General features: G+C 64.8%; 12 protein-coding genes, 1 tRNA gene and 1 pseudogene. 4 read left to right on the top strand and 10 right to left on the bottom strand.

Annotation, left to right across the window (positions count from 1 at the left end):
- Positions 1 to 22: 22 nt before the first annotated feature.
- The 9 genes and pseudogenes from H6935_16505 to H6935_16465 form a co-directional block, all read right to left on the bottom strand.
- On the bottom strand, positions 23 to 754 hold the full coding sequence (locus tag H6935_16505) for a PEP-CTERM sorting domain-containing protein (protein ID MCP5279933.1): 732 nt from the start codon (positions 752 to 754) through the stop codon (positions 23 to 25).
- A 151-nt stretch (positions 755 to 905) separates the two neighbouring features.
- Positions 906 to 992, bottom strand: a pseudogene (locus H6935_16500) (PEPxxWA-CTERM sorting domain-containing protein).
- 702 nt (positions 993 to 1,694) lie between these two features.
- The gene (locus H6935_16495; protein ID MCP5279932.1) at positions 1,695 to 3,266 is read right to left on the bottom strand and encodes a metallophosphoesterase; all 1,572 of its coding nucleotides are present in this window, start codon (positions 3,264 to 3,266) and stop codon (positions 1,695 to 1,697) included.
- A gap of 72 nt (positions 3,267 to 3,338) precedes the next feature.
- Positions 3,339 to 4,073, bottom strand: coding sequence for a PEP-CTERM sorting domain-containing protein (locus tag H6935_16490; GenBank protein MCP5279931.1), 735 nt, complete (start codon positions 4,071 to 4,073; stop codon positions 3,339 to 3,341).
- Positions 4,074 to 4,358: 285 nt separating this feature from the next.
- A complete protein-coding gene (locus tag H6935_16485) occupies positions 4,359 to 6,149 on the bottom strand; it encodes an alkaline phosphatase D family protein (GenBank protein MCP5279930.1) in 1,791 nt (596 codons plus the stop codon).
- 378 nt (positions 6,150 to 6,527) lie between these two features.
- Positions 6,528 to 7,913, bottom strand: coding sequence for a TIGR03118 family protein (locus H6935_16480; protein ID MCP5279929.1), 1,386 nt, complete (start codon positions 7,911 to 7,913; stop codon positions 6,528 to 6,530).
- Between the two features lie 170 nt (positions 7,914 to 8,083).
- On the bottom strand, positions 8,084 to 9,520 hold the full coding sequence (locus H6935_16475; protein MCP5279928.1) for a DUF839 domain-containing protein: 1,437 nt from the start codon (positions 9,518 to 9,520) through the stop codon (positions 8,084 to 8,086).
- Between the two features lie 328 nt (positions 9,521 to 9,848).
- Positions 9,849 to 11,762: an ATP-binding cassette domain-containing protein gene (locus H6935_16470; protein ID MCP5279927.1), complete on the bottom strand. Its 1,914-nt coding sequence runs from the start codon at positions 11,760 to 11,762 to the stop codon at positions 9,849 to 9,851.
- A gap of 66 nt (positions 11,763 to 11,828) precedes the next feature.
- A complete protein-coding gene (locus tag H6935_16465) occupies positions 11,829 to 12,227 on the bottom strand; it encodes a TraR/DksA family transcriptional regulator (GenBank protein ID MCP5279926.1) in 399 nt (132 codons plus the stop codon).
- Positions 12,228 to 12,393: 166 nt separating this feature from the next.
- Between H6935_16465 and H6935_16460 the strand changes: the two genes are divergently transcribed.
- Positions 12,394 to 12,469, top strand: a tRNA-Arg gene (locus H6935_16460).
- 86 nt (positions 12,470 to 12,555) lie between these two features.
- On the opposite strand, the gene H6935_16455 is transcribed toward H6935_16460, so the two are convergent.
- On the bottom strand, positions 12,556 to 12,819 hold the full coding sequence (locus H6935_16455) for a nitrogen fixation protein NifZ (protein MCP5279925.1): 264 nt from the start codon (positions 12,817 to 12,819) through the stop codon (positions 12,556 to 12,558).
- Positions 12,820 to 13,130: 311 nt separating this feature from the next.
- Between H6935_16455 and H6935_16450 the strand changes: the two genes are divergently transcribed.
- The 3 genes from H6935_16450 to H6935_16440 form a co-directional block, all read left to right on the top strand.
- Positions 13,131 to 13,412, top strand: a complete 282-nt coding sequence (locus H6935_16450) for a type II toxin-antitoxin system RelE/ParE family toxin (protein ID MCP5279924.1) — start codon at positions 13,131 to 13,133, stop codon at positions 13,410 to 13,412.
- A gap of 15 nt (positions 13,413 to 13,427) precedes the next feature.
- Positions 13,428 to 13,718: a HigA family addiction module antidote protein gene (locus H6935_16445; protein MCP5279923.1), complete on the top strand. Its 291-nt coding sequence runs from the start codon at positions 13,428 to 13,430 to the stop codon at positions 13,716 to 13,718.
- Between the two features lie 399 nt (positions 13,719 to 14,117).
- The coding region (locus H6935_16440) for a DUF3365 domain-containing protein (GenBank protein MCP5279922.1) at positions 14,118 to 14,792 on the top strand (675 nt) is incomplete at its 3' end.

Genomic DNA, 14,792 nt, shown 5'->3' with positions numbered 1-14,792 from the left:
GTTCATCCGTGAGATGTTGAGTTCAATTGGACCGCGGGGCGCGGCGGCGGGCGGCGAAGCCCACCAGGCCCAGGCCGGCCAGCATCAGGGCGTAGGTTTCGGGCTCGGGCACCGGCGCCACTTCCACGGTCAGCAGGGGGCGGCTGGCGGTGAGGAAGGCTTCCTTGGTGAAGAAATCCACGCCGTTGGTGCCGTTGGGCATGAAGGGCAGCAGGGCCCAGCCATGGCCGGGGACATTGCCGGCCTGCGCATCCTGCAGGGAGGCGGTGACGTCCAGTTCCAGGATGCCGCTGGAGATGTTGCCCCCACCATTGTTGTCGCCGACGGAAAGGAAGGGGGTCGCGGACGCTTCGATGCCGTTGGCCTGGATGCCATCACCCATGTTGTTCCAGGTGGCGGCCGCCTCGTTCCAGGGCATCAGCATGTCATGGAACAGGATGCCGCTGCCGGCACTCGTGATCTCCACGGTCAGCTTCGCGTTGACGATGCTCTCGCCGGCCTTGATCTGGCCGGCGCCGTTGCCGAACAGGTTGTCGAAGCGCAGCAGTACATGGTTGGGGGAACCGCCGTCGGAGGCGTCGATGCTGACCTCTTCGTCGCTGCCATGGACCCCGTCCGGGTCGGAACTCAGGAGAGTGGTGTCGGCGGTGCCTGCATAGCCGTTCACACCATTCTGGAAGGTAAGCACGTTGTTGGCCTGGGCCTGGCCGGCGGCGATCAGGGCCAGGACGAGGGCGAGGGATTTCACTTGCATGGTTTTCTCCTTGTAGAGCGATGATGGGCGTGGTGCCCGATCAGGCTAGGCCGGTGACATGACGGGCCGGTAACGGGCAATCTCCCGGTGAATGAGCTGTTCGGCTCATGTCCGTGGATGGGGCCACTGGGGAATTCACTTGCCGTGAGCATCAACGCCCCTGGCGGCGGGCGGCGAAGCCCATCAGGCCCAGGCCGGCCAGCATTAGGGCATAGGCCTCGGGTTCCGGCACCGGCGCGGCGACGATGCGTGCGTTGTCGGCGACGACCAGGCTGGTGCCCAGGGTGTCGCCCACGTCCACCACGCCCATGGCCAGGCGGGTGGTGCCGCCCTGGGCAAACACGTGGCTGAAGGTCTGGCCCATGCTGAAGCCGATGCCATCGTCCACGAAGACGATGTCGTTGCCGTCGGCCAGGTGGAAAACCTGGTCGCCGATGGCGGCAAAGGCGTAGTCGCCGACGCGGGGGTCGATGCTGACGAAGGTCCAGTCCAAGAACAGGGTGTCGCCGGCGTTGACGGTGATTTCCTGCCAGACCGCCGAGCCTTCGATGGCGGACGCGGTGCCGTCGAAGGCGTTGGCCGCCAGGCCCAGGGCAGCGGCCAGGCCGCCGGGGCCGGCCACCGGGGCGGGTGATATCCCGGAGAAGTTGGCTTCGCCGGGGGACAGGCCCACAAGACCATCGTCATTCTGGTCCACCGAGGCGGTGCCGATGAGGGCCACCAGGAAACCGTCGCTGGCCAGGTCGGCGTAGATCGTGGCATCTCCCATGTGGGACCAACCGGTGAAACCGGATTCGAAGCTGCCGTTGGTCAGGGCCTGGGCGGGCATTGCGGAAAGGCTGGCCAGGGCGGCGGCCAGCAGGGCTAGGGTACGCATGAACAACTCCTCAAGGGGTCGCCGCGCCCGGAAGGACCCGGGCGCGGACAGGGACGTTTGACTTCAGTTCAGGGAACCCTGAGCCCGGCGGCGGCGGGCCACCAGACCCACCAGGCCCAGGCCGGCCAGCATCAGGGCGTAGGTCTCGGGCTCCGGCACGGCGGCCACGGCGAAATCGCTGCCGTGGTTGAGCACGGCCCATGCGGTGTGGGTCTGCTCATCGATACCGTAGCTGCCCAGACCCTGGCCCGAGTAGGCGCCAGCCACAAAAGTCTTGGCCCCACCGAAGTTCAGCTCCACGGCGTTGACCCAGTTGCCATTTGCATCCCGGGTAGCCAGGAAAACGGGCGCGCCTTCGCTGGGGTCATAGCTCATGGACAGGACGTAGATGTCGGTCTCCTCGGAGCCCATGGTGTCGGCCATGCCCCACAGGCTGAGCACGTCGCTGGCCAGGTTGCCACCCGCTTCAGTACGACTGGTCCAGCCGGTATTGACGTCCTGGGAAGTGGCGCGGTTGCCGGAAATGTTGCTGTAGGTGGCGTTCATGCCGTCCAGGATGGCCATCTCGGTGCCGACCCAACCCGAGCCGGTGGGACTGTTGTCGGCCACACCGTCGAAGTACCCACCCGGGGCGACGACGAATTCCTTGCCGTTCAGGCTGTAGCCGAAGCTTTCGCGCTTAGTCCAGGTGGGGGAGCCGTCGGAGCCATCGCTCAGGGCCCACCACTTGGGCGAAGCGTAGTGGTCGAAGGTAACCCTGGGCCCGTCCACCGTAACCACGTAATAACCCACCTGGTACAGTTCCTGGGCAAAGGGCGTTTCACGGTCCGAGTAGGGAGCCTTGGGCGTGTAGAACTTGTAGCTGTCCGAGGCGGTGATCAGCTGGTGCGCCTGGGACTGACCATCCGGGCTGGTGACCAGGGAACGGGTGTGGTTGTGGTCGTGGCCGCTGATGACGTACTTGACGTTGTTGGCTTCCATGCTTGCCAGGAAGTCGTTCTGCATGTCCGGGTTGGCATCGTTGGACGAGCCGAACATGTTGTCCTTGTGGTTCTGGCCCAGCAGGTTCTTGTGGGTGAAGACGAAAGCCTGCTCATGGTCGGCCGCCGCCAATTCGGTATTGATCCAGGACTGGTACTCGCCCACGGTTTTGGTTGTCCCGTTGGCCAAGGTGAAGGTGTCCAGCAGCATGAACTTGGTGTTGTTGTGGGTGAAGGCGTAGGTCAGGCCAGCGGTCTCGGCATAGGGAGTGCTGTATCCGCTGAGGCCAGGGAAGGCGGTGTTCATGTAGGCGGCCGCGGTGGACGTGCCTTCGTGATTGCCACGAACCGGATAAAACTCGATGCCGGCGCCGGAGAGGGCCTGGTTGTGGGCCGCCCGCACGTCCAGCATGTTGTTCTTGCCGTCGTCGGTGAGGTCGCCCACCTGGAGTACCAGGTCAACGCCCTGGTTGATGAACTGCTGGTTGACCTGGTCGATGACATGGATGGCCACGGACTGGTCCACGGGGCCGGTGGGCGACCACTGGGTGTCGGAGATGATGCCGAAGCTCCACGGGGCGGCCAGGGCAGAGGACATGGAAGCGCTGAGGCCCAGGGCCAGGACTAGGGTGCTAACTTTGAGATGCGCGGACATTACGAAATGCTCCTTTCTAAGCATGCGGGGCGCGTGCCGCCCCGCGAGGCATGAAACCGAATCTGTGACAAATCAGGCCCGGACGCGCCGAGCTGCGAAACCCACCAGGCCCAGGCCGGCCAGCATCAGGGCATAGGTTTCGGGCTCGGGCACGGGGGCCACTTCCACGCTGAGCATGGGGCGGGCGCTGGCCATGAAGGCCTCGCTGGTCTCGAAGTCGATGCCGTTGGTGCCGTTGACGAAGGGGACCAGGCCCCAGCCGTGGCCGGGCAACAGACCGGCCTGCACCTTCTGCAGGCTGGCGGTGACGTCAATCACCAGGGCGCCGGTGGGCACGTTCTCGCCACTGGTGTCGGCACCGAAAACTGCGAAGGCGATGTTGGAAGCCTCCACGCCATTGCCCTGGATGCCGTTGGCCAGGCTGTCCCAGGTGGCGGTGGCCTCGTTCCAGTCCACCAGCATGTCGTAAACGGAGAAGCCGCTGCCCGGATTGAAAACATTCAGGGTCAGGGTGGCGTTGATGATGGTGTCACCGGCGTTGATCTGACCGGCTGCGGCGCCGAAGACGCTGTCGAAGCGGACCAGGCCATGGTTGGGTTTGCGGTCGGGGCTGCCGTCGTCGCCATCGACGCTGATGGACTCGAAGCCTCCCTGGGGAGTGCCGGTATCGGCAGGGCTGCTGCGCAACTCCGTGTCCTGGGTGCCTGCATAGCCGTTCACGCCATTCTGGAAAGTCAGGTTGACGGAGGCATGGGCGGAACCGGCGATGAGGGTCAAGGCAAGAACGGAAAGAACGGGGCTTTTCATGGGTACTCCTGAGCTGTGGTTGAGGTGTGTCCCGCACCCCAGCCAACGGGCATTCTGGGTAACCTTGTTCTGGTTGACCGGGTGCCCTTGTAGGCTAGAAACCAGATATGAATATCCAGTTAATTTTTTATGGGGGTTGTTTGAGCCGATTTGCTCATGGCCCGTTAGCCGGGGCCGGCCATGAGATCCGGCGCCAATAAAAAACGCGACGGCAAAGCCGTCGCGTCACATCGCATGGCTGGTTCCACCGCCATGCGGATTCCCTTGCGGAATCCGCGCTTCCGCTTACCTGTTGACCCGCCGACGGGCCAGGGCACCCACCAGGCCCAGACCGGCCAGCATCAGGGCGTAGGCTTCGGGTTCAGGCACGGCGGTCACCTGGAACTGGCTGACCACCACCGGAGTGGCCTCGGACAGCACCCCCAGGCCATAGGCGGGCACGCCGTAGGTAGTCACGGTGAGCGCCTGGGTGACGGGATCGATGGCGAACTCGGTCCAGCCGTAGGTGTGGGTGGCCAGGGCGTAGTCCTGGGGCAGGCCGAAGGGGGTCAGGTCGGCGAACGGGATGGCGGAATCCTCCAGGCCCAGGGGGTTGTAGCCCAGGGGGACGATCTGGGCATCGATCAGTTGCTTGAGGAACTGCTCCTTGCCCAGGGTAGAAAGGGAGTCGTAGTAGGCCACGGTGTTGGCGTCGATCAGGCCGGCGGCCAGAGCCTGCTGGATGATGGTGGGGCCCAGGGGCTGGTCAAAGGCGGCGGCGCCGGTGATGATTTCCCAGGAGTCGACCTTGTGCTGGGGGGCGGCCAGGCTGCCGAAGGGATTGTTGGGGTTGGTGACCGCGGCGAACACCTCTTCGGTCTTCTGGTAGCTCAGGTCGTTCACCAGGGTGCCATGCAGGTCGGCGGCCACGAACACCACGTTGTCGATGCCGTTTTCGTCCACGAAGCGCAGGATGTCGTTGCGTTCCGCCGCGTAGCCTTCGAAGCGGTCGGCGGCGGCCAGGGGCCCCAGGTTCATGATGGGCTCCGGGACCATGACGAATTTCCAGGTGACGCCGTCGTTCTGGGCGCTCAGCAGGCCCGCCTTCAGATCGGCCACCTGCTGGGCCCCCAGCATGGTGCGGGGCGCCAGGGCGGAGTTGGCCAGGAAGGCGCCCACCTCGGCGGGGTTGGCCAGGTTGGGATTGCCCAGCTCCTGGTCGCGGAACGAGCGGGCGTCCAGCAGGAACATGGCGGCGTCCCGGCCGAAGGACTCGCTGCGGAACAGCTGGGTCTTGCCGGCAGTGCGGGGGTCGCCGGTGGCGCCGTAGACCAGGTTCTGCATGGGCATGGCCTCGTGGAAGGCCTGCAGGCCGTTGGCGTAGCGCTGGGTCTCGTTGATATAGGGCGCGCCGGGTGCAAAGCGCGGGTCGCTGGCCGAAGGGGCGCCGCCGGCGAAATCGTTGACCACCTCGTGGTCGTCGATCATGGAGTACACCGCCGTGGACTGGCGCAGATCCTTCAGCGTGTTGGCCGTACCGGCGGGAGGGGTCAGGGCCTGGGCGTACTTGGCCCGATACTCGGCCAGGGTGGCGGCGGTGGGTTCGCCCGGGGTATGGTAGTCCTCGGCATAGATGGTGTCGCCCAGCTGCACAAAGAAGTTCAGATTGCGCCCCGCCACGTTGCCGAAGGCCGGATAGGGGGTCAGCTCGCCCTGCCAGTCGCCCGAGACGCCGAACCTGAGGCCGTTGAACCCGCCGCTGAAGGGGGTGGTGAAGGTGCCGCTGCTCATGTTGTTGGCGAAATCCGTGGCCCGGTAGAAATAGGTGGTGCCCGCGGCCAGGCCGGTGGCGTCCCATTTGGCGGCCACGCCTGGGGTGGCAGAGATGGGGCTGGAGTTCAGGACAACTTGGGTGAAGGCGGCGTCGGTGGCCACTTCGAAGCTGAGGCTGCCCGCCACGTTGGGCATGGCCCACAGCATGGCGGCGTCGTGTCGCAGGTCGCCGGCGACCACGCCCTGGGACAGGGCGCCTACGGCGGCCTGGGCGGCGGCGGGCAGGATCAGGGCAAGGGCGGCGGCAAGGCGGGTCAGGCGCATAGTAGAGGCTCCGGTCTGGTTGAACCAGGTCACGCTAGCGCGATCGGGTTACTGCCTCGTGATGCCGCCCGGGCTCCGGCATAAGCAAAAGGGATCAGTCCCCCTCGATTCACAAGGGTTCTCCTGTCGCGTGGGTCTGGGATTGGAGCCAGTGGGCGGCATCATCGGGAGGCAACCACAGGATTCGCTCATCCAGCTCCCTGCGGCTCAGCCATTCAGGGCAGCCAACACCTCATATGGCTGGGGCTTGTCCGCCGCATGCCCTAGATGGCGGACTGGCATGCATCACCTCCGGTCCACGAGGCGCCAGGAAGAATAAAAGCGGCCCACAGGCCGCTTTGCCAAGTCCAATGGTTCGACTCGGGAATCGGGCATGCGTTACTTGGCCGCGCGCCGACGGGCCATGAAGCCTACCAGACCCAGACCGGCCAGCATCAGGGCGTAGGTTTCGGGCTCGGGGACGGGGGCGGCGGCCACGTTCAGGCGACCCAGGATGCCGTCCCGCTCTTCGTCGGGGCCGGCGGTGAAGTACAGGCTGTCTGCATCCCCCAGGGACCAGCCGTTGCCGAAGGTCAGGCCCCAGATGCCATCGATGCTGATGACGTTGCCGTCCGGATCCCGCAGGTACCCCAGTTCAGCGCCGGTGTTCACGTCGAAGGCGGCAATGGTGCCGTCGCCGAAATTGGCCACCAGCAGGGCGCCGGAGAACTCGCCGAAGTTGTCGGGGGCTATCGTCATGCCCCAGGGATTGTTCAGCAGCCCCTGGGCGGTATAGTCCTGCAGCATCTGTCCGTTACGGTCATAGGCCACGATGCGGCCATGCCCCGCGCCGGGGATTTCCTCCGTGGGCTCGTCGATTTCGAAGCTGCTCAAGCTCCAGGCGACATAGACCCGGTCGTCGCTCAGTACCTGGACGTTGAACGGACTCCAATTGGGGGCCACCAGGTCGACGGGCTTGGCGAAGGGGGTTTTCCAGGTGATGTCATTCCACTGGTTGTCGAAGGTCATGATGCGTGCGTTGGCGAAGTCCGCCACGTACAGGCGGTTGTCGGCCACCTTGTTGCCCTGGGCGTCGGTGCTCCAATGGTCCACGGTCATGGCCACGCCGTTGAAGCCGGGGCGGTTGTTGAAGCCCTGGTCCACGTAATCCTCGGTCCAGTAGTCCTTCACCACCACGGCTTCCAGCATGCCCGGGTCGGTCTTGGTGCGCCAGGCGTTGATGGTGCCGTCCTGGGTCACAAAGATGAACTTGGCGGAGCCGGCATCATTGCCGTGGACACTGCCGTTGGAGTAATTGATGGCCGGGCCCTGCACGAAGAACTCGGTGGGTTGGCCGACGAAGTCGCTGGCGGCGTTGTAGACCTGGCCGGTCACCTGGGCCGTCTGGTCGGCGCCCAGGCGGGTGGTTTCCATGTCCAGGGCGGAGGTGACGATGGGCACGACCTTGAGGCCGTCCTGATACAGGGGCGTGACGGGGTAGCCGGGCTGGGTCGGCCGATACACATCTCCGATGTAGGTGGTGGTGGTGCCGGTACCGGCGTTGCTGGTCCAGATGTGGCCACCGGCGCCGGGCGGGCGCAGGGCGATGCCCCAGGGGTTGACCAGATATTCGTCCACCATCACGGTGGGGTTGTACTTGGCGTGGTTGGCCACCAGGTTGGTCTGCACGTAGCCGCTGGCCACGGAGTTGCCAGCCTGGGCGCAGAAGACCAGGGCCAGTGCCAGGGTGATGCGGGTCGGTCGACCCATTGCGCGATTGAACATGATTGCTCCCGTATTCAAGTGGCGCCTGGCTGGCTTGAAAACACCGACATTGCTTGCAGGGAAATCTGGCTTGCCGCGCACGAAAAAAGAGCCGCCATGGAGTTGGCGGCTCTGGATCTACCACTGACCGTCCATGCCCAAAGCATGGACGGTCAGTTCAACCGCCTCGCTCAGGCCTTGCGGCGACGGGCGATGAAGCCCACCAGGCCCAGACCCGCCAGCATCAGGGCATAGGTCTCGGGCTCGGGAACGGCGCTGATCTGCACCAGCACGTCGTTGCCGCTGGAGGGATGCTGCACGTTCACGAAGGCCTCGTTGGTGACGGGGTGGAAGTACAGGCCGGTGGGTTCGGCGCCCTGGGTCATCAGGGTGGCCCAGACTTCGACAGACTCGGCCACGCCGTCGTTGTCGGCGTCGGTGGCCTTCCAGATGTTGGCCTGGTGCTTGATCACGCCGCCATCATTGAAGGAGTTCTGGTCCTCGATGATGTAGATGTCACCGTTCTTGTCGATGGCCAGGTTGTCCGGGCTGTTGAAAACACCACCCACGGCGGCGCCGGTGGCGGCATCGATGGTGTCCTGGCTGGCGAACAGGCTGATCTCGTTGTTGGCCAGGTCCATGGCGAAGACCTTGTCGTTGGTGGTGGTGGCCACGTACAGGATCTGGCTGCCGTCGGCCAGGGTTTCGATTTCCATGTCTTCCGGACGGTCGAAGTTGGTACCGTGCAGGCCGATGACGTTGGGGGTGGCGCGGCCGTCCATGATCTTCATGCCGTTGGCGTCGGTCTTGACGATGGCGTTGGACAGGGCGTTGCCGTTGGCGTCGGTGAGGGCAACCCAGCTGTAGGCGCCGGTGGCTTCCTCGTTGACGTTGGTGAAGGTGTCGTTCAGGCCGTTGCCCACGCGCAGCACGGAGATGGTGCCATTGGCGAAGAAGTCGGCGCCGTTATTGGCATTGGGGTTGTTGGAGGTGAACTTGAAGATGCCGCTGTCGTTGCGCTCGTCGATGAAGTAGAAGTTGTTGTCCTTGTCGAACGCCAGGCCTTCATGGGACACGCGGATGTCGGCCGGGCCGATCTTGCGATGCACGAAGTCGCCGCCGTTGACGCCGGCGGTGGTGGGGTTGGTGACCTCGAACAGACGGCCCTTTCCGCTGGCGGTCTGGTTGGGGTCGGACCAGGACTCCTCGGCGGTCAGATAGGTGCCCCAGGGGGTCCAGCGGGAGGCATCGCCAGAGACAAAACCCTGGGTGCCGGGCGCGACGATGGTCACGGTGCGGGTGTTGTAGTTGTTGTCCCACAGGTCCACGCGCTGCACGCCACCGGTACCGGTTTCGAAGGGCATGAACAGGTAACGGCCGGCGTCGGCGCCGGTGTCGTTGGTGTCGATCATGTCCCAGTTGCCGGAGTTGGAGCCGGGGACCAGAGTGTTCTGAGTTACGCGGTCGGCGATGACAGTCTGGGTGAAGCCGGGGCCCAGGGCGAAGGGGGCAACGGTTTCAGCAGCGCCACCCACGGGGGTGATGGCGTTGACGATATTGGGCACGGCGGCGTGGGCTTGCCCAGCCAGAACCATGGCTACGGCGAGGGTCAGTTTCTTGAGCGTCATTTGCTAGGTTCCTAAAAAAATGGTTTTGCCACAGAGCAACAAGCGGAAGGGTGTCAGCGCGTGGCCAACGAACGTCACTATCGGCCATGACCATGAAGCCCCTGTTGCGGCGAACCAACTTAGAACTAGTCAAAAAGACTCATGCGGAGACAGACAGGAACGGCTAGGCACACGCGGCGGGGAGAAAATTCCAGTCCGCCATTGCTGCGGTTAGATGGCTTGATGCGGCACGTCGGCCCTGGGCGGTGCTGGACGGGCGATCCAGCTTGCCGCGCTGATATGGACTGACATCGGGCGTACGCTGCCTGAGGCCCCATGCAAAAGGCACTCAGGCGCAAGTCTTGGCCTCCAACGCCTCCCATCGCTCCAGCATTTCCAGCAAAGATTCATCGATCTGCGCCAAACGTGCGTGCAAGGAAGCGGATCTGACGTGATCCGCATATACCGCCGGATCGGCCATCTGCCCGGCGATGTCGGCCTGCTCTGCTTCCAGGGCCTCGATCTGCCCGGGCAGGGACTCCAGCTCCTTCTGCTCCTTGTAGCTGAGCCCCGCCTTCCTCGGCTTGGGCGCGGGCGCTGATGCTGGCTTGGACGCAGCCGCCGGCTTGGCTGCCGGCGCAGCCTCGGCCAGCACCCGGGGCCGATACGCCAGCCAGTCCTCGTAGCCGCCGGGCAGTTCCAGCAGCCGACCGGGTTGGCCGGCACTCCCCGTGAAGACGATGCTCTGGGTCGCCACGTTGTCCAGAAAGGCCCGGTCGTGGGACACCAGGATCACCGTGCCCGGATAGTCCTGGAGCAGTTGCTCCAGGAGTTCCAGGGTGTCGATGTCCAGGTCGTTGGTGGGCTCGTCCAGCACCAGCAGGTTGGAGGGACGGGCGAACAGCCTCGCCAGGAGCAGGCGGTTGCGTTCGCCGCCGGACAGGGCCGACACCTTGGCCCGGGCCCGCTCCGGCGGGAAGAGGAATTCCTCCAGGTAGCCGATGACGTGCTTTTTCTGGCCGCCGATCTCCACGTAGTCGGAACCCGGGGAGATGGTGTCGATGAGGGTGGCCTCCTCGTTCAGCACGTTGCGGAACTGGTCGAAGTAGGCGACTTGCAGGTTGGTGCCGATGCGCACCCGGCCTTCGTCCGGTTTCAGGTCCCCCAGGATGAGGCGGATGAGGGTAGTCTTGCCGCAGCCGTTGGGGCCTATGAGGCCCAGTTTGTCGCCCCGCAGGATGCGGGTGGAGAAGTCCTTGATGAGGGGCTTGCCGGCATAGCCGTGGCTGACGTGTTCCAGTTCCGCCACCAGCTTGCCGGAGCGTTCCCCCGCGTCCAGGGCGAAGCCCACCTGGCCCATGCGCGCCTGGCGGGCAGCCCGGTCCCGGCGCAGCTGCTCCAGGCGGCGCACACGGCCTTCGTTGCGGGTGCGGCGGGCCTCGATGCCCTTGCGGATCCAGACCTCCTCCTGCTTCCAGAACTTGTCGAACTTGCGGTTCTGGGCCGCCTCCACCTCCAGTTGTTCCGCCTTCCTGGCCTGGTAGGCGGTGTAGTTGCCGCTGTACTCCCGCAGCAGGCCCCGGTCCAGCTCGGCGATGCGGTTGGCCACGTTGTCCAGGAAGCGGCGGTCGTGGGTGATGAACAGCAGGGCGCCGTTGAAGGCGTTGAGCAATTCCTCCAGCCAGGCGATGGCTTCGAAATCCAGGTGGTTGGTGGGTTCGTCCAGGAGCAGCAGTTCCGGCTCCGCCACCAGGGCCCGGGCCAGGGCCACCCGTTTCTTCTGGCCGCCGGACAGGGTGTCCACCTGCACGTCCGTCGGCAGGCCCAGGCGCTGCAGGGTCTCCTCCACCCGGCTGTGGAGCCGCCAGGCGTCCTGGGCCTCCAGTTCGTGGGTGAGGCGGTCCAGTTCCGCCAGCAGGTCGGGCGTGGCCTCGTGGGCCACCTGATGGGCGATCTCGTGATAGGCGGTGAGCAGGCGGCGGGCCTCGCCCACGCCTTCCGCCACGGCGTCGAACACCGCGTGGCCCGGCTCGAAGTCCGGCTCCTGGGGCACGTAGCCCAGGCGCAGGCCGGGCTGGTGCCAGACCTCGCCGGCGTCAGGGTGGACGATGCGTGCCGCTACCTTCAAGAGGCTGGACTTGCCCGTGCCGTTGCGGCCGATGAGGCCGATGCGGTCGCCCTTGTCCACCACCAGGCTGGCGCCGTCCAGCAGGGGCCAGTGGCCGTAGGCCAGTTCCAGTTTGTCCAGGATGAGCAGGGGCATGTCGTTCAGGCAATGGCGCAAGGAAAAGGCGGCCTGGCCGCCTTCCCGTGGGGATGGAGCGGCATTCTACAGGCTGCCGCGATCCTGGCCGGCGAAGGTCTTTTCGTGCAGTTCCTGGCAGGCCACGCAGCGGGTGGCGGCCGGATTGGCCACCAGGCGGGCGGCGGGGATGGCCACGCCGCAGTCCTCGCAGGTACCGAACTCCTCGCCCCTGATGCGGGCAGCGGCGGCCTCCAGCGCGCGCAACTGCCGCACCTCATGGTCCAGGCGGGCGGCGGACAAGTCCCCCAGGGTAACGGCCAGGGCCTCGTCGGAACTGTCGCCGGAGCCTCGTCCCAGTATTTCCGCATACTGGGTCTGGCCACTTTGCTCCAGGGCTTCCCGCATCTGCGCCAGCAACGCATCCCTGCGGGTGTTCAAGGCTTCACGGATCTGCTGCAGGTCATGGGGGCTGAGGTGGGTCATGATGGTTCTTCGTATGGTCGGTTGAAGGCTTTCAACCCTCATTATGGTCCGGCACCCGGGGCCTGCAAGACGCATTGAATCGGGCAGCACTTCCCATCGTGACTTGCCGGGGACTTGGGGCGATGAAGATGGCACGTTGCCCGGGCCGGGTTAGAATGACCTGCCCGCCTACGTAGCTCAGTGGATAGAGCATTCCCCTCCTAAGGGAAGGGTCGCAGGTTCGATTCCTGCCGTGGGCGCCATCCTTCTTCCCCTTGCATCGCCTCGTCGCACCGCGGGAGATGCAGGCCCGCGGGGGATTCCAGCACGGGGCTGACCTGCAAGGGCGTCATCCCGAACAGGAACTTGTCCGGCTCGGGATAGAGCTGGCGCCGATGAGCTCTTCCTCCCGGCAGCCCACGATGCGGTCCTGGTCCAGGAAGTTCACCGTGTAGATGATCTGGTCCTGGAGGAAGGCACCCACGTTCATGACGAATCCCACGGAGCCCCGGCGCACCAGCAGGTTGCCGATGTCCAAGCCGGGGCAGGTGCCGTCGTTGCGCACGCTACGGGTGATGCGCACCGAATCGCCATAGTCGAAGCGGGTCTGCAGGGCCTGAGTCCTTGTCGCGACCTCTTCAACTCCCCAGGGCGGCCGCGGAACCGTGGCAGGGCCCCTTTTTCCGCAGCCGCATCCGCCGGCCTCGTGACCTACCTGGAACATCCCGGGCTCGGCATCCCGCTTCAGCACGCCCAGCAGGATCTGGGCCCCCATGCGGTCGTGGGTGTCCAAGCTCGACTATTGATCCGGCCAGACCCGGCTGGTCCATTGTCGGCTTTGCTACAGCCTCATCAGGGCGGCTACTGAGAGGCCCGCCTTGTCGCAGGTTTGATCCATATAACGGTACGCGTTATAGTGGCGTCATGATTCACGACTTCGCTGACAAGGAGACGGAGAAGATCTGGCGTCAACTGGTGTCGCGGCGGCTGCCAGGAGAGATCCAGCAGACCGCGTTGCGCAAGCTGTTCATGCTGGACAAGGCCCAGTCCCTGGATGACGTGCGCATTCCACCCGCCAACCGGCTGGAGGCAATTAAAGGCGATCGGAAAGGGCAGCACAGCATCCGGATCAATGACCAGTGGCGCATCTGTTTCATCTGGACCCGCCGGGGCGCGGAGGCGGTGGAGATCGTGGATTACCACTGAAAACGGAGTCGAACCATGGACACCCTGAAGAACATTCACCCCGGCGAGATCCTCCTCGAGGAGTTCATCAAGCCCATGGGCCTGAGTCAGACCCGGCTCGCCCAGGCAATCGGCGTGCCGCCCCGCCGCATCAATGAGATCGTACTCGGAAAGCGGGGCATTACAGCCGACACCGCACTGCGCCTTTCCAAGGCGTTCGGGACATCCGTGCAGTTCTGGATGGGCCTTCAGGACGAATATGAACTCAGGGAAGCACAGGCGAAACTGGGCGATTCCCTGGATGAAGTGATGAGCCTGGCGGCCTGAGAAAATCTGGACGCGCGTTCCTTGGCCACTGAACTCGAAGAATTCCAAGCGGAAGTTCTGCGAAGAATGGGCCGAAACTCGTCTAGAGCAGCGTGCTAACCAGTTCGCGAAAGAAATTGCGGATACAGAATTCGAGCTACTACTCGAAAAAATGTTCCTGCAGGTAAGTCCGCTTGTGAGCCTGCTGCGCGACGTGGCTGCTCGGCACTGTCGCGAGGATGGTTGGACCTACTTGGCACTTGCCGGCGATTTGGCCAAGATTCAGGCCGGCGGCATACTGACAGCGGCAGCGGCCCTGAAACCATACGCCCCCCTGGCGCCCAGATTTACAGTGTCCCGCCGATAGAACTTCTGACAGCTTGATCCACACTCCAGGAACCTCTTCGTAAGCGATCCCCCATGGGCAACACAAGGCAGGACAAGATCAGGTATCGCTTTCGCTGGATCGTGGTGGGCATCTACGTGGCTGCCGCGCTGGGCGCCCTGCTGGGCATCCACCTGGGTATCGCCAGCATCGACCGGAACACCGCCAACATCGCCCGGGAGCGGGGCGTGGAAATCTTTCGCCTGATCGAGCTCACCCGCCTCTGGAACGCCCGGCACGGGGGCGTGTATGTTCCCGTCGCCGAAGAAACCCTGCCAAATCCCTACCTCAAGGCCCCTCTGCGGGATCTCACCGACCAGACGGGGCGCGCCCTCACCATGGTCAACCCGGCCTACATGACCCGGCAGCTTTCCGAACTGGCCGAGCAGTCCCTGGGCGCCCGCTTCCACATCACCAGCCTGAACCCCATCCGCCCCGCCAACGCGCCGGACCCCTGGGAGAAGGAATCCCTCGTCCTGTTCGAAACCCGGGGCGCCGGGGACCGTCTGGGATTCTTCCCCCAGGGACAAGGCACCGTTACTAGCCCCACCTACCGCTACATGGCGCCCCTGAAGGTCACTCCTCCGTGCATGAGCTGCCACGCCGTCCAGGGCTACAAGGTGGGTGACATCCGGGGCGGCATCTCCGTTACCATGCCCGCCGTGGACCTGGTCAAGGCGGCGGCCGCGAGCCGCGCCCAGCTCATCACC

Origin of the sequence: Thiobacillus sp., assembly GCA_024235835.1 — a bacterium.
Classification (GTDB): Bacteria; Pseudomonadota; Gammaproteobacteria; order Burkholderiales; family Thiobacillaceae; genus PFJX01.
This window is presented reverse-complemented; position numbering and strand designations above follow the sequence as displayed.

Excerpts from the sequence above, each read along its gene's own strand:
- H6935_16480 (MCP5279929.1), bottom strand. The coding sequence starts at position 7,913 with ATGTTCAATCGCGCAATGGGTCGACCGACCCGCATCACCCTGGCACTG.
- H6935_16475 (MCP5279928.1), bottom strand. The coding sequence starts at position 9,520 with ATGACGCTCAAGAAACTGACCCTCGCCGTAGCCATGGTTCTGGCTGGG.
- H6935_16490 (MCP5279931.1), bottom strand. The coding sequence starts at position 4,073 with ATGAAAAGCCCCGTTCTTTCCGTTCTTGCCTTGACCCTCATCGCCGGT.
- H6935_16505 (MCP5279933.1), bottom strand. The coding sequence starts at position 754 with ATGCAAGTGAAATCCCTCGCCCTCGTCCTGGCCCTGATCGCCGCCGGC.
- H6935_16495 (MCP5279932.1), bottom strand. The coding sequence starts at position 3,266 with ATGTCCGCGCATCTCAAAGTTAGCACCCTAGTCCTGGCCCTGGGCCTC.
- H6935_16470 (MCP5279927.1), bottom strand. The coding sequence starts at position 11,762 with ATGCCCCTGCTCATCCTGGACAAACTGGAACTGGCCTACGGCCACTGG.
- H6935_16485 (MCP5279930.1), bottom strand. The coding sequence starts at position 6,149 with ATGCGCCTGACCCGCCTTGCCGCCGCCCTTGCCCTGATCCTGCCCGCC.
- H6935_16465 (MCP5279926.1), bottom strand. The coding sequence starts at position 12,227 with ATGACCCACCTCAGCCCCCATGACCTGCAGCAGATCCGTGAAGCCTTG.
- H6935_16450 (MCP5279924.1), top strand. The coding sequence starts at position 13,131 with ATGATTCACGACTTCGCTGACAAGGAGACGGAGAAGATCTGGCGTCAA.
- H6935_16445 (MCP5279923.1), top strand. The coding sequence starts at position 13,428 with ATGGACACCCTGAAGAACATTCACCCCGGCGAGATCCTCCTCGAGGAG.